The organism is Microbacterium forte (genome assembly GCF_031885415.1).
GTDB classification, from domain to species: Bacteria; Actinomycetota; Actinomycetes; order Actinomycetales; family Microbacteriaceae; genus Microbacterium; species Microbacterium forte.
Window position 1 is genome coordinate 1,328,755 of record NZ_CP116871.1, and the last position, 14,630, is coordinate 1,343,384.

At 69.2% G+C, this 14,630-nt stretch carries 12 protein-coding genes; 6 read left to right on the plus strand and 6 right to left on the minus strand.

What is annotated here, in order from left to right:
- Positions 1-35: 35 nt before the first annotated feature.
- Positions 36-1,919 carry an ABC transporter ATP-binding protein gene (locus tag OB895_RS06540; protein WP_079112467.1) on the plus strand — a complete coding sequence of 628 codons (1,884 nt, stop codon included), beginning with the start codon at positions 36-38 and terminating at the stop codon, positions 1,917-1,919.
- Positions 1,920-2,070: 151 nt separating this feature from the next.
- On the opposite strand, the gene OB895_RS06545 is transcribed toward OB895_RS06540, so the two are convergent.
- Positions 2,071-3,933, minus strand: coding sequence for a phosphoenolpyruvate carboxykinase (GTP) (locus OB895_RS06545; protein WP_079112466.1), 1,863 nt, complete (start codon positions 3,931-3,933; stop codon positions 2,071-2,073).
- A gap of 109 nt (positions 3,934-4,042) precedes the next feature.
- Here OB895_RS06545 and OB895_RS06550 point away from each other — a divergent pair, with 109 nt between their 5' ends.
- On the plus strand, positions 4,043-5,485 hold the full coding sequence (locus OB895_RS06550; RefSeq protein ID WP_311879538.1) for a helix-turn-helix domain-containing protein: 1,443 nt from the start codon (positions 4,043-4,045) through the stop codon (positions 5,483-5,485).
- Between the two features lie 21 nt (positions 5,486-5,506).
- Here OB895_RS06550 and OB895_RS06555 read toward each other — a convergent pair whose 3' ends face one another.
- Both OB895_RS06555 and OB895_RS06560 read right to left on the minus strand, forming a co-directional pair.
- A complete protein-coding gene (locus OB895_RS06555; protein ID WP_311879540.1) occupies positions 5,507-6,553 on the minus strand; it encodes a winged helix DNA-binding domain-containing protein in 1,047 nt (348 codons plus the stop codon).
- A gap of 34 nt (positions 6,554-6,587) precedes the next feature.
- Positions 6,588-8,036 carry a glyceraldehyde-3-phosphate dehydrogenase gene (locus OB895_RS06560; protein WP_042542109.1) on the minus strand — a complete coding sequence of 483 codons (1,449 nt, stop codon included), beginning with the start codon at positions 8,034-8,036 and terminating at the stop codon, positions 6,588-6,590.
- Positions 8,037-8,199: 163 nt separating this feature from the next.
- Here OB895_RS06560 and OB895_RS06565 point away from each other — a divergent pair, with 163 nt between their 5' ends.
- Positions 8,200-8,424, plus strand: a complete 225-nt coding sequence (locus tag OB895_RS06565) for a DMT family transporter (protein ID WP_376708828.1) — start codon at positions 8,200-8,202, stop codon at positions 8,422-8,424.
- Positions 8,425-8,467: 43 nt separating this feature from the next.
- On the opposite strand, the gene OB895_RS06570 is transcribed toward OB895_RS06565, so the two are convergent.
- Complete coding sequence (locus tag OB895_RS06570; RefSeq protein WP_311879542.1) at positions 8,468-8,998, minus strand: hypothetical protein; 531 nt, start codon at positions 8,996-8,998, stop codon at positions 8,468-8,470.
- 66 nt (positions 8,999-9,064) lie between these two features.
- Here OB895_RS06570 and OB895_RS06575 point away from each other — a divergent pair, with 66 nt between their 5' ends.
- Both OB895_RS06575 and OB895_RS06580 read left to right on the plus strand, forming a co-directional pair.
- Positions 9,065-9,649, plus strand: a complete 585-nt coding sequence (locus OB895_RS06575; RefSeq protein ID WP_311879543.1) for a TetR/AcrR family transcriptional regulator — start codon at positions 9,065-9,067, stop codon at positions 9,647-9,649.
- Between the two features lie 135 nt (positions 9,650-9,784).
- Positions 9,785-11,764 (plus strand): primary-amine oxidase, encoded by a 1,980-nt coding sequence (locus OB895_RS06580; protein WP_311879544.1) that lies wholly within the window; start codon positions 9,785-9,787, stop codon positions 11,762-11,764.
- A 79-nt stretch (positions 11,765-11,843) separates the two neighbouring features.
- Here the strand turns inward: OB895_RS06580 and murQ are convergent, their stop codons facing one another.
- Both murQ and OB895_RS06590 read right to left on the minus strand, forming a co-directional pair.
- Positions 11,844-12,779, minus strand: coding sequence for an N-acetylmuramic acid 6-phosphate etherase (gene murQ / locus OB895_RS06585; RefSeq protein ID WP_042542114.1), 936 nt, complete (start codon positions 12,777-12,779; stop codon positions 11,844-11,846).
- Positions 12,769-13,695 (minus strand): BadF/BadG/BcrA/BcrD ATPase family protein, encoded by a 927-nt coding sequence (locus OB895_RS06590; protein WP_311879545.1) that lies wholly within the window; start codon positions 13,693-13,695, stop codon positions 12,769-12,771. The genes murQ and OB895_RS06590 overlap by 11 nt, the downstream gene beginning before the upstream one ends.
- Positions 13,696-13,772: 77 nt before the next feature.
- Between OB895_RS06590 and OB895_RS06595 the strand changes: the two genes are divergently transcribed.
- Positions 13,773-14,627, plus strand: a complete 855-nt coding sequence (locus OB895_RS06595; RefSeq protein ID WP_042542116.1) for a MurR/RpiR family transcriptional regulator — start codon at positions 13,773-13,775, stop codon at positions 14,625-14,627.
- Positions 14,628-14,630: the final 3 nt, after the last annotated feature.

The following is a 14,630-nucleotide window of genomic DNA, read 5'->3' on the forward strand; positions in this document are numbered from 1 at the left end:
CGGTCGAACTACCCCCTTTCAGAACGAGGTTCCGCATGTCCAGCACGGCGACATCACGCCGACGCGGACGCGGCGCGCAGCACGACGGTCCGCGCGCCACCTTCCGCCAGCTCCTCCCCTTCCTCTTCGAGCACAAGCGCACGCTCATCGTCGTCGCGGTGCTCAGCGTCTTCGGAGCCGCCACGTCGCTCGCCCAACCACTGCTGGTGGGTCAGCTCATCGAAGCCGTGCAGTCCGATCAGGGACTCGGCATCCTGGTCTGGGCCCTCGTCGGTCTCGTGATCGTGTCCTCGATCATCTCCGGCTACCAGCACTACCTGCTGCAGCGCACCGGCACCGCGGTCGTGTACTCCAGCAGGCGCAAGCTGATCTCGCGCATCCTGCACCTGCCGATCAGCGAGTTCGACGCCCGACGCACCGGCGACCTGGTGTCGCGCGTCGGCACCGACACGACGCTGCTCTACGCCGTGCTCACGCAGGGACTGGCGGATGCCGTCGGCAGCGCGATCCTGTTCCTCGGCGCTCTCATAGCGATGCTCGTGATCGACCCCGTGCTGCTGCTGCTCATCGTCGTCGTGATCGGCGCCTCGGTCGTCGTCGTCACCGCGCTCAGCGGCCGCATCCGCACGGCATCCACCGCCCAGCAGGAGAAGGTCGGCGAGCTCGCCTCGGGCGTCGAGCGCGCGGTCGGCTCGATCCGCACCGTGCGCGCCTCCGGTGCGACGGAACGCGAGACCGAGACGGTGTCGGCCCTCGCCTCCGAGGCCTACGGCATCGGCGTGCGCATCGCCAAGATCTCCTCGCTCGTGGTTCCGATCGCGGGAGTCGCGCTGCAGGTCTCACTGCTCGTCGTGCTCGGCGTCGGCGGCTTCAGGGTCGCGGCCGGCACCATCACCATCGCGTCGCTGATCACGTTCATCCTGTTCCTGTTCATGCTCGTGATGCCGCTCGCGACCACGTTCGGCGCGATCACCTCGGTGAACCAGGCGCTCGGTGCTCTCGGTCGCATCCAGGAAGTGCTGAACCTGCCGATCGAGACCCAGCACGATGCGGAGATCGCCGCGTCCTTCCCGCGCGACACCGCCGACCCTCTCGCCCCCGCGATCGAGTTCCGCGACGTGCGCTTCCGCTACCCCGAGAACGTGGTCGCCGCACGCCTGGCGGCCGCGAAGGAGGCGCAGACGCTTCTCGCCGATGCGCACCTCGAGCCGACGGACGACTCGGCTGTCACGGCAGAGCGTGAGGTCCTCCGCGGAGTCTCGTTCGCAGTGCCCCGCGGTGCTCGCGTCGCGCTCGTCGGCCCCAGCGGTGCAGGCAAGAGCACCATCCTCTCCCTCGTCGAGCGCTTCTACGACCCGACGGGCGGGTCGATCCGCCTCTACGGCCACGACTCGCGCACCTATCCGCGCGACGAGCTGCGCGCGCAGTTCGGCTATGTCGAGCAGGATGCCCCCACGCTCGCCGGGACCCTCGGCGACAACCTGCGTCTCGCCTCGCCGAACGCCTCGGATGAGGACTGCGAGCAGGTGCTTCGCGCCGTGAACCTGGGCGACGTGCTCGAACGCGACCCGCTGGGACTCGAGGCCCCCGTCGGGGAAGACGGCGTGATGCTCTCGGGCGGAGAACGTCAGCGTCTGGCGATCGCCCGCGCCCTGCTCACCGATGCGCCGATCCTGCTGCTCGACGAGTCGACGTCGTCTCTCGACGGCGTGAACGAGCAGCGCATGCGCGAAGCCATCGACGCGGTGTCGACCGATCGCACGCTCATCGTCATCGCTCACCGACTGTCGACCGTCGTCGACAGCGACCTCATCGTGGTGCTGCAGGACGGCGCCGTGGTCGGTCAGGGCACTCACGCCGAGCTGATCGAGTCGACGCCGCTCTACCGCGATCTGGCGCGGCACCAGCTCCTCGCCTGACCAGGGTCACCTCGCGCACACACATGCGCGAAGGCGGGATGTCAGAGACCACTCAGCCATGGGTTCGCCTCAGCCATCCCGCCTTCGCGGTCTGGGGGTAGGGGGATCTGGAGTGTAGAGCGCCGGCTCCCCCGAACCGGCGCCCGGTCTGTCAGGCCCTGTCGAGGCGGTAGCGCAGCGAGGCGAGCTCGGCGCGCAGCGCGGCAGGCACCTTGTCTCCGAAGGTGTCGTAGAACTCCTCGGTGAGGTCGGCCTCGGTCTTCCAGGCTTCGGTGTCGATCGAGAAGAGCTCCTCGAGGTCGGCCTCCGGCACGTCGATGCCGTCGAGATTGAGGTCCTCGACCAGCGGCAGCCGACCGATCGGGCTGTCGATCGTCGACACCTCGCCCGACACGCGACGGATGATCCAGTCGACGACGCGCGAGTTGTCGCCGAATCCGGGCCACAGGAAGCGCCCGTCCGAACCGCGCCGGAACCAGTTGACCTGGAAGATGCGGGGTGCGCGGTCGAACCGCAGGCCCCGTCCGACCTTCAGCCAGTGGCCGAAGTAGTCGGCCATGTTGTAGCCGCAGAACGGAAGCATCGCGAACGGATCCCGACGCAGTTCCCCGACCGTGCCCTCGGCGGCCGCCGTGCGCTCCGACGAGATGTTGGATCCGAGGAACACGCCATGAGTCCAGTCCGTGGCCTCGACCACGAGCGGCACGTTGGTCGCACGTCGTCCGCCGAAGAGGATGACGTCGAGCGGCACCGCCTCTTCCCAGTCCTCCGAGATCTGCGGGCACTGGGCGGCCGAGACCGTGAAGCGCGAGTTCGGGTGCGCGGCGGGGCGACCGGAGTCCGGCGTCCATGCGTTGCCCTCCCAGTCGGCGAGGTGAGGCGGAGCCTGATCGGTCAGGCCCTCCCACCACACGTCCCCGTCGGGGCGGAGCGCGACGTTCGTGAAGATCGTGTTGCCCCAGAGCGTCTCGACGGCCGTGACGTTGGTCGACTCACCCGTGCCCGGCGCGACGCCGAAGAACCCTGCCTCGGGGTTGATCGCCCAGAGGCGACCGTCTTCGCCCGGTCGGATCCACGCGATGTCGTCTCCGAGGGTCTCGACGCGCCACCCCGGAATGGTCGGGCGCAGCATGGCGAGGTTCGTCTTGCCGCACGCCGACGGGAACGCCGCAGCCACGTGGTAGGCCTTGCCCGCCGGATCGATCACGCGGATGAGCAGCATGTGCTCGGCCAGCCAGCCCTCGTCACGGGCGATGACCGAGGCGATGCGCAATGCGAAGCACTTCTTGGCGAGGATCGCGTTGCCGCCGTAGCCGGAGCCGAACGAGTAGACCTCGAGCGTCTCGGGGAAGTGCACGATGTACTTGTCGTCGTTGCACGGCCACTCGACATCGGGCTCTCCCTCGGCGAGCGGTGCGCCGACCGAGTGCACGGTCTTGACCCAGGGCGCGCCCTCGGCGATCTGACGGGTCACCGCGTCACCGACGCGGGTCATGATGCCGATGGATGCCACTGCGTAGGCGCTGTCGGTGACCTGGACGCCGATGTGCGAGAGCGGCCCGCCGACCGGCCCCATCGAGAACGGCACGACGAACATCGTGCGGCCTCGCATCGAGCCCTCGAAGATCTCGGTCATCTTCTCGCGCATCTGCGCGGGAGGCGCCCAGTTGTTGGTCGGACCGGCATCCTCCTCGTTCTCCGACGAGATGTAGGTGCGGCCCTCGGTGCGGGCGACATCGCTGGGGTGCGAGCGGGCGAGGTACGAACCGGGACGCCACTCGGGGTTGAGCTTGATCAGCTTGCCCTCGTCGACGAGCCCCCGCAGCAGCCAGTCATTCTCGGCTCGCGAGCCGTCGACCCAGTGGATGGACGCCGGCTGTGTGAGAGCCGCGATCTCATCGACCCAGGCGGCGAGCTCAGCCATCGCAGGGGTGTCATACGTCGGAGCCGTCCCGAAGGTGCGCACAGGTGCGACAGATGATGCTCGGGGGGTGAAGACTTCGGCGATCGCCATGACTACTCCTTTGAAGTGAGGGGCGTTTCCTCCATCTTCTTCTGGTTCACACCCGACTTTTCGTCATTTCATGCGATAAGAATCGCAGTTCTTTCGATAGGATCAAGGAATGGCTCCTTCCGGCATCCACCTCGCGACCCTCGGCCACCGAATCAGGCACCACCGCCTCGACAAGGGGTTCACGCTCGATGAGCTGGGCGCGCTCGTCGGCGTCGCGGGGTCGCAGCTGAGCCTGATCGAGAACGGCAAGCGAGAGCCGAAGCTCTCTCTGCTGCAGGCCATCGCGCTGGCCACGGGCACCGAGGTCACCGATCTCATCTCCGGCGAGCCGCCGAACCGACGCGCCGCTCTCGAGATCGAGCTCGAGCGCGCGCAGGAGAGCCCGGTGTTCCGGCAGCTCGGCATCGCCCCGGTGCGCGTCACCAAGGGGATGAGCGACGACACGATCGAGTCGCTGCTCGGCCTGCACCGCGAGCTGCAGCGCCGAGAGCGCGAGGCGATCGCGACTCCCGAAGAGGCCAGGCGCGCGAACACCGAACTGCGCCTGCGGATGCGCGCGCAGAACAACTACCTCGCAGACATCGAGAGGCTCGCTGAGAAGCAGCTGCGGTCGGCCGGTCACGTGCAGGGGGCCCTCACCCACCGCACGGTGAGCATCATGGCGGAGAAGCTCGGCTTCGAGCTGATCTACGTCAACGACCTGCCGCACTCGACGCGATCGGTCACCGACCTCGAGAACGGGCGGATCTACCTGCCTCCGGCATCGATCCCCGGAGGCCACGGCCTGCGCTCCATGGCGCTGCAGGCCATGGCGCACCGCCTGCTCGGCCACACGCCGCCGACCGACTACGCCGACTTCCTGCAGCAGCGGCTCGAGATCAACTACTTCGCCGCCTCGTGCCTGATGCCCGAGACGGCCTCGGTCGCCTTCCTGCAGCAGGCGAAGAAGGACCGCAACCTCGCAGTCGAGGACTTCCGCGATGCGTTCGGCGTGACCCATGAAGCCGCCGGGATGCGCATGACCAACCTGCTCACGCAGCACCTGGGGATGTCGCTGCACTTCCTCCGCGTCGATGCCACCGGCGCGATCACACGCGTCTACGAGAACGACGATCTGCCCCTGCCGATGGATGTCACCGGCGCCGTCGAGGGGCAGCGGGTGTGTCGCAAGTTCCAGGCACGGGCGGCGTTCACGCAGCAGAACCGCACGAACGAGCACCACCAGTACACCGACACGCCCTCCGGCACGTTCTGGTGCTCGACGCAGACCGGCGCATCGACCGACGGCGAGTTCTCGATCACGGTGGGCGTGCCCTTCGATGACGCCCGCTGGTGGCGCGGGCGCGAGACCGCCGACCGCGCGGTCTCCACCTGCCCTGACGAGGCATGCTGCCGCCGCCCCTCCGCCGACCTCACCGACCGGTGGAACGGCAAGGCCTGGCCCAGCGCCCGCGTGCACACGCACATGTTCTCGCCGCTGCCCCGTGGGGCGTTCCCCGGCGTCGACGACAACGAGGTCTACAACTTCCTCGGGCGCCACGCGAGCGAGTGAGCTGAGCCACGGCAGGCCGGATCAGCCGCCGAGGAATCGGGTGAATCGCGCGAGAGCGCTGCGCACCGCTTCGTCGTCGGCGTCCGCCACGAAGAGTTCGGGGGCCGAGCCGAGCGAGGCACTCGCGTGCGTCCAGCATCCGATCACCCGACCGTCAGCGATGATCGTCGCCCGCACCATGCCGTTCTTGCCCGGTCCGACCAGCGCGAGATGCTCGGGCGCGCACACCGCCGTGCGGTCGGCATACGAGATGTAGTACTCGTCGAAGGCTCCGAGCGCGAGCACGTCGGCGACGGAGGGCGAGCGACGGGGGCGAGCGCCCGACACGAACAGGCCCTCCTCGATCTCGACCACCCTGCCCGCGGCTCTGTCGCGCGCTTCTCGCGACCGGCCGAGCGTGAGCCCCGACCACCACGCGAAGTCGGCGACCCCGACCGGCCCGTGCCCGTCGACGTAACGCACGAAGAGCTCGGCGAGTGGGTCGTCCGGCGCCGCATGCTCGCGGATGTGCTGTTCGACGAGCACGAAGCGCTGCTCGCGGCTCACCCGCTCTCGAGTGACGACCGGTCCCTGGCAGATCAGGCCGTCGAGGGTCAGTTCGCTCAGCAGGTGGATGCCGCGCTGCCCGCTCGGGTCGATGCCGATACCGGAGAAGACCTCGAACATCTCGGCGCGCGTGAGGCCGCCGTCGCTCAGCCGCGGCACCACTGCAGCCACGGCGGCGTCGACCATCGTCCGGTCGATCCCGAGATCGCGTCGCCTGCCTGCCGCCTGCTGGCGCTGTCGGTCGCCGGTCACCGACAGCACCCAGCGCAGATCGCGGGCCGGGATGATGTGCAGGGTTCCGCGCATCGTCCACGCACGCACCAGGTCTCCCCTGTCGAAGGCGCGATCGACCAGGTGCAGCGTGGGCTCTCTGTGTGTGCGCGCAGCGAGCGCCCAGCGTCCGGCGGTGAAGTCCTGGCTCTGCACCGCGAGCATGTGCGCCGCGGCGTCGGTCACCGAGGCCGCGGGAGCCGTGAGTCGATGCGAGCGCAGACGCTCGGACAGAAGGGATGCGGACTTCATGCCCTCATCATGCCCGGTGCCGCCGACAGCGCCGTCACCCGTGCAGCGTCACCTCTCGGCGCTCGGGGAGCACGATCGGATGCGAGCCGGCCATGACCTCGAGCACGCGGATCACCTGGCACGAGTATCCGTACTCGTTGTCGTACCAGACGTAGAGGACGACGTCCGTCTCGTTGGCGATGGTCGCGAGGCCGTCGACGATGCCCGCGCGGTGCGAGCCGACGAAGTCCGTCGACACGACCTCCGGGCTCTCGACGTAGTCGATCTGCTGACGCAGCTTCGAGTGCAGCGAGACCCGACGCAGGTAGTCGTTGAGCTCGTCCTTGACTGCAGGGCGCTCGAGGCTCAGGTGCAGCACGGCCAGCGAGACGTCGGGCGTAGGCACCCGGATCGCGGAACCGGTGAGCTTGCCCTCGAGCTCGGGGAGCGCCCGTGCGACGGCTTTCGCTGCTCCGGTCTCGGTGATCACCATGTTCAGCACCGCAGAGCGACCCCGGCGATCACCGCTGTGGAAGTTGTCGATCAGGTTCTGATCGTTGGTGAACGAGTGCACCGTCTCGACATGCCCCCGGACGATCCCGTACGCCTCGTCGACGGCCTTGAGCACGGGCGTGATCGCGTTCGTCGTGCACGAGGCCGCCGTGATGATGCGGTCGTCGGGCTCGATCGTGCCGTCGTTGATGCCGTGCACGATGTTCTTCAGTGCGCCCTTGCCCGGGGCGGTGAGCAGCACGCGTGCGACGCCCGTGGATTCGAGGTGGCGGCTGAGACCCGCCTCGTCGCGCCAGCGCCCGGTGTTGTCGACGACGATCGCGTCGTGGATGTCGTATGCCGTGTAGTCGATCGTCGCGGGGTCGTCGGAGTAGATCACCTGGATGCGGGTGCCGTTCGCGATGATCTGGTCGGCGTCCTCGTCGACCGTGACGGAACCGGCGAAGCGGCCGTGCACGGAGTCGCGCAGCAGCAGCGATGCGCGCTTGACGAGGTCGTTCTCCGAGCCTCGGCGCACGACGATGGCACGCAGCCGCAGACCGCTGCCACCGCCGTTGTGCGCGATGAGGATGCGGGCGAGCAGGCGCCCGATGCGTCCGAAGCCGTAGAGCACGACATCGGTGGGCGCCGCGGCGACCGCACCGACCGCGGGCGCGAGGGCGTCGGCCAGATAGACGTCGAGAGGCAGGTCGCTGTCGGCGTGACCTGCGACGAGGCGCGCCAGGTCGAGCGACGATGCACCCGGGGCGAGGTCATGAACGCCCTCGAGCACCGCGAGGGTCTCATCCACTGCGAGCCGTTCGTGCCCGAGCTGCGCCACTCGGTCGTGCACCTCGACGATGCCGGTGGCGGAGAGTCCCAGCAGTCGGTGTCCGTGGAGCGAGGTGACCACGTCACGCTCGCGCTTGAGTGCGCCGATGAGCGGGATCATCCGCTCGGCCAGCTCTTCTCTCGCCGTCCAGTCGTCATGGGGTGCGGCGGTTACGTTCATCTGCGTCCTTGCATGTGTGAGCGCGCCGAGGTCGCCGGCGCGCGAGATTGCCGGGTGAGCTTCGGGGGATGCCTCCAGGGTACGCGCCGCGCGGCGGGGTTCAGAAATCGCGGCCTCCGCCCGCCGTTCACCTGCGCGACAGGGAATCCTGCGGTGGATCCCCGTGATCGTCGTCGGCTACCTCGCCGCCTTCACCCTGCTCGGAGCCATCCTCGCCATGGGCATGCCTGTGGGCGTCGCCTACGGCGTGTGGTCAGCGGCCGGCGTCGCCATCACGGCGATCCTCGGCCGTGTGATCTTCAAGGACCACTTCTCGGTGCTGATGGCGATCGGCGTCGCCCTGATCGCTCTGGGTGTGCTGCTGATCGAATTCGGCGGATCGCACTGACGCGTCCCGCCTGCGGCCCTGCTCATCGAGGCGGCGATCGAATTCAGAACCCCACGCACATCACGCTGACTCCCGCCGCCATCGCCCAGGACTCGACCGTGAGCAGGCGGGCGGTCCGGCCCTGATGCACGGGCACGAGCACCCACTCGGAGACGACCGTCCAGAGCACCACTCCGATGACCCCCGCCACCACGAGCACCGAGAGGACTCCGTCGAGACCGTGGCCGCCGTGGCCGCCCGACTCGACCAGCGCCTCGCCCGTCGACAGGCTCTCGAACGAGCAGATCGCCATCACAAGCGACACCAGCGCGCGGTGGCAGCAGGTGGCCGCCGCCGGCGTTCCCCGCACGCCTGCCGTGCCGAGCATCGCAGACGCGAGAAGGACGATCCCGAGCACGAGACCGATCATCGCGTCGCCGCCGCTCACTGCGATGACGATCATCGCGCCGGCCATGATCAGCGCGCTCTGCCTCCCCTGCCACGGCACGGCCCGCCAGACCGCGACGCACGCCGCGGCCGAGACGACGGCGGCGAGCGCCATCAGCCACGGTGCTGCGGGGAGGAGGTGATCCACACACGCATCATATTGATCAACTGCTCAAAATAGCGATACCTGCGTCGGATGCGCCAGGATGGGCGTGTGCCCCGCGTCGTAGACCACGATGAGCGCCGCCGGCAGATCGCCGAGGCGCTGCTCGCCGTGGCCGCCCGCGACGGGCACGAGGCGGTGTCGTCTCGCGCCGTGGCCAAGGAGCTCGGCGTCGCGACGGGCTCACTCTGGCACTACTTCGACGGATTCGACGACGTGATCCGCGCGGCGGCGGCGGAGATCACCCGGCGCACGGACGAGCGCATCCGATCGGTGACCGCGGGGCTCCGCGGGCTGACCAGACTCGACGCCCTGATGCGGGAAGTCCTTCCCGTCGAGGCGGAGACACGCACCGAGGCGTACGTGGTCGTCGGATTCTGGGGACGCCTCGCGACGCTCGCGTCCTCCCCGGACGCCGGCTCCCCCACGCTCGCGACCTGGCAGGACGGCATCAGCGAGGCCATCGATGAGGCGATCGTCGACGGCGAGCTGTCGGATGCCACGCCGAAGCAGGCGGTGATGTCGCTGCTCCGATCGATCACGTACGGGCAGCAGGTGCTCGAGGTCACCGAGCCGCGCGGCGCCGAGGCGCATCTCGCAGTGCTCGACAGCATCCTCACGCCCTGGCGCGCCTGAACCAGGCGCGCCCACCCCGCGCTCGCGCTCCGCGCAGAGTCGATCGCCAGCAGGCTCTTGTGCACCCCGCCACACCGTCGTAGCATCGAGCCAATCCGTTTATTGAGCGCTCGCTCGAAATAGTGAGGTACGACGATGTCCCACCCCCAGCCCGTCTCCATCGACCGGATCCCGGCGCCACACCCGCTCGACCCGCTCACCGGCGCCGAGATCGCCGCAGCCCGCGCCGTGCTCGAATCCGCCGGGCTGCTCGGCGAGACGGTTCGCGTGCCGATGCTCCTGCCGGACGAGCCCACCAAGCAGGAGCTCGCCGGGTGGACGCCCGGCTCCCCCATCGACCGGCGGGTCGACGCGACCCTGCTCGACACCGCGACCGGCGTCGCCACCGAGGTGGTCGTCTCGATCACCCGCGGCGAGGTCCTGCGCAACGAAAGGGTGCCCAACGACGCGCCCCCCTACGGCCAGCCGCAGTACCTCTTGGAGGAGTACGAGCGCGCGGAGGCGATCGCGAAGGCCTCGCCCGAGTGGCAGGCGGCGATGACGCGCCGCGGACTCGCAGATCACATGGAGCTCGCGTTCTGCGGCCCGCTCGCCCCGGGCTACACCGGCCGTGCCGACGAGGTGGGTCGCCGCGTCATCCGCTCGCTCACGTTCCTGAAGTACGACGAGAACGACTCCCCCTGGGCGCATCCGGTCGAAGGCCTCGTGGTGCACATCGATCTGACCGCGGGCAGCGTCATCCGCATCGACGACGAGGGCGATGTGCCGGTGCCCGCGGGTCACGGCAACTACTACCCCGAGGTGCAGGGCGCGGCGCGCACCACGCTCAAGCCCATCGAGATCACCCAGCCGGAGGGGCCGAGCTTCGCCGTCACCGGATCTCTGGTCGAGTGGGAGAACTGGTCGATGAGGGTCAGCTTCAACGCGCGCGAGGGGCTCGTGCTGCACGACGTCGCGTTCGACGGACGCTCGGTGCTCAGCAGAGCGAGCGTGCCCGAGATGGTCGTGCCCTACGGCGACACCGCGCCAGGTCGCTTCTGGATCAGCTACTTCGATGCCGGTGAGTACCTGCTCGGCAAGAACGCGAACCACCTCGAGCTGGGTTGCGACTGCCTGGGCGTGATCCGCTACCTCGACGGCTACGTCGCCGATGATCACGGCCACCCCGTGCGCATCCCCAACGTCGTCTGCATGCACGAGGAGGACTACGGCATCCTCTGGAAGCACACCGACCTCGCGGGACGCTCGGATGTGCGCCGCTCGCGACGCTTCGTGGTGTCGTACTTCTCGACGATCGGCAACTACGACTACGGCTTCTACTGGCACTTCTATCTCGACGGCTCGATCGAGGTCGTGGCCAAGGCGACGGGAATCGTGTTCGCAGGTGCCGGCGAACCCGGCGTGCAGCAGAAGCACGCCACCGAGCTCGCCCCAGGGGTGTTCGCCCCCGTGCACCAGCACCTGTTCTGCGCTCGACTCGACGTCGCGATCGACGGCGACGAGAACCGCCTGTTCGAGATCGACGCTCAGCGCATCCCCATGGGGCCCGACAACCCGTTCGGCAACGCGTTCACCTGGTCGGAGACTCAGCTCTCCACCGAGTCCGCCGCTCAGCGCGATGCCGACTCGTCCGTCGCGCGCGCCTGGGAGGTGCAGAGCACATCGCGCACGAACCATGTCGGGCGCCCGACCGCGTACCACCTGATCCCCCAGCCGACCGCACTGCTGATGGCCGACCCCGAGTCATCCGTGGCGGCGCGAGCAGCCTTCGCGACCAGGCACCTGTGGGCGACGCAGCACGAGCAGGGGCAGATCTGGCCCGCCGGCCGGTATCCGAACGCGCATCAGGGCGGCTCCGGCCTGCCCGAATACACCGCCGGAGACCGATCGCTCGACGGCGAGGACATCGTGCTGTGGCACACGTTCGGCCTGACGCACTTCCCTCGCCCCGAGGACTGGCCGATCATGCCCGTCGACTACGCCGGATTCTGGTTCAAGCCCAACGGGTTCCTCGATCAGAACCCCGCGATGGACGTCCCGGAGTCGTCTCAGGCGCACGTCTCTGCGGATGCAGGATGCTGCGGAGGCGGCGGATCCTGCACCTGCGACCACTGACCCTCGGCGTCGCTGTCGTAGGTCAGCGCGTCGTCGTCATCCGGAAGCCCCTGGCGGAAGCACGCGGCGAACGTGCCCCTCAAGAGAGTCGGGCGATCGCGACGCGCAGGATTCCGTCAGCCTCGTCGAGCGCCTGAGCCGAGTCATCTGCCGATGCCCCCGTGGAGATCATCAGGATCGCCAGCTTGACGGAGCCGCCGGCCGCGTCCAGCGCGGCGGAGGCTTCGTCGACCCCGGCGCCGGTGAGCTCGGTCACCGTGCGGATCGAGCGCGCGTGCAGCTTCTCGTTCGTGGCCAGCAGGTCGACCATCACGCCGTGGTGCGTCTTGCCGAGCTTGATCATCGACAGGGTGGTGAGCATGTTCACGACGAGCTTCTGCGCGGTTCCCGACTTCAGACGCGTCGACCCCGAGATGAACTCCGGCCCGGTGACGACCTCGATCGCGATCTCGGCGACAGCCCCGATCTCGGATGCCGGGTTCGAGGCGATCGCGACGGTGAGCGCGCCGACTTTCCGCGCGAACTCGAGGCCGCCCACGACGTAGGGGGTGCGACCGGACGCCGAGATGCCGACGACCGTGTCGCGCTCGGTGAGCCCGAGCTCCTGCAGCGAGGCCGCCGCGGCTTCGTCGTCGTCCTCGGCGTTCTCGACCGCAGCGCGGATAGCCGTCTCCCCGCCGGCGATCAACCCCACGACCATCGAGGGGTCCGTACCGAAGGTCGGCGGGCATTCGCTGGCGTCGAGCACTCCGACGCGGCCCGCGGTGCCCGCCCCGAGGTAGATGAGGCGCCCGCCGGCGCGGAAGCGTTCGGTGATGCCGTCGACGGCTGCAGCGATCTCCGCGCTGCGCTCTCCGACCGCGGTCGGGACACGGTGATCCTCGGCGTTCATGCGCCGCACGAGCTCGGCTGTCTCGAGCAGGTCGAGATCGCCCCGCTCCGTCGTCGACGCCTCCGTGCCGAGCGTCGAGAGGACGTCGAGGAGGGCGGTCAGTCTGGCGTGTTCATTCGGCACGATGCACGAACCTTTCATGGGGAAGATCAGTGCGCTCCGCGAGCAGGAGCGCTCCGTCGATGGCGTCACCGGCTGAGGCGGCGACAGCGCGGCCCGCGGCGCCCAGCGCCCGGTCGAGTGCCGAGCGGAACCAGACATGTGCGGTGAGTCCGCCGTGGAGGGCGACATCTCGGCTGTCCGCAGACGCGGCGACCGCCGATGCGACCAGGAGACGGACGCCCTCGGCGACGATCTCCACCGAGACGGGGTCGCCGCTCTCTGCCGCATCGAGCACCAGCGGTGCGAGTGCCGCGAGGCGACGGGGCAGCGGGCCATCGGTCGCGAGCCAGGCGGGAATCGCCGCAGGGCCGCCGATCGTCGCGCCCACGGCATCCGTGAGCACTGTCGTGGGTGCGAGGCCGACCGAGGCACGCAGGACAGCGCGCAGCGCCTCTCGCCCGAACCAGGATCCGCTGCCGAAATCCCCCAGCTCGGGTCCCCACCCGTCGACGAGGGTGGCCACCTCGCCGTCGATGCCGAGGGCCGCTGCGCCGGTCCCGGCGATCAGGAGCACGCCTGCCCCGCCACCGAGCGCTCCTGCGTGGGCGGACACGACGTCAGAGGTCACGGACACCGGCACCCGCATCGCTCGGGCGAGCCCGTGTGCGAGCTCGGATGCGGCCTCGGGGGCCGCCCAGGCTCCCGCAGCGCCCACCGAGACGTCTGAGATCGGCTCATCGAGTCGCTCTCTCAACGGGAGGATCGCGGCGAGTGCTGCGGCGACGCCGTCTGCGGCCGCCAGACCGGGTGCCCCGATGCCGTCGTACACGGGCCGGCGCTGAGGGCGGAGATCGTTCGCGCCCCACGGCCCCGAGATCACCGCACGGCATCGCGATTTGCCGAGGTCGACGGCGACATGGGCTCGCGAAGAAGACATGGAAATAGTCTACGCACCAGCGGTCGGGCATGAAAGAATTGTTCACACGACCGAAACCCGCCCCCGCCAGGAGAGCCATGAGCATCCAGACGACCATCGCGACAGCGGCCGAGAAGCTGCCGCCGTCGCTGGCGCGCATCGCTCGGACGATCGCCGACGATCCCACCCTCGTCGTCGACAGCACGATCACCGAGATCGCTGCGAGGTGCGACACCTCGGTGGCCTCGGTCGTCCGCTTCTGCCGCACGATCGGGGTGAACGGCTACGCCGCGTTGAGAATGGCGCTGGCCACCGAGCTCGGCCGCGAGTCGGTGCAGTTCCCTGCGGCATCCGGTTTCGGTTCCGAGATCTCCGCGGCCGACACGCTGCGCGAAGCGACGGCGAAGCTCGCGGCGCTGGAGCTGTTGGCCATCGAGGAGACGATCGCGAACCTCGATTACGACAGCCTCGCCGCTGCGGTCGAAGCGATCGACGACGCCGATCGCGTGCTGCTGTTCGGCATCGGAGCGAGCGGGCAGGCAGCTGCCGACCTCGGCCGCAAGCTGCTCCGCATCGGACACGCGGCGATCGTGCTCACCGACTCTCACGAGGCGAGCGCCGCCGCATCGCTCGGAGCGAGGAAGACGGTCGCCATCGGCTTCTCGCACTCGGGGACGACCCGCGAGACCGTGCACTTCCTGCAGACCGCGCGTGCCGCGGCCGGCGTCACGATCGGTGTCACGGGAGGATCATCGTCACCCGTCACCGAGAGCTGTGATCACGCCCTGCTGACTCGTGCCCGCGAGCCGCGACTCCGCGCCGGGGCGATGGTCAGCCGGATCGCGCAGCTCGCCGTCGTCGACTGCCTGTTCGTCGGCGTCGCGCAGCGCCGACATGCGCACACGATCCACGCCCTCCAGCGCACCGCCGACGCCACTCAGCCGTTGCGCTGAAGA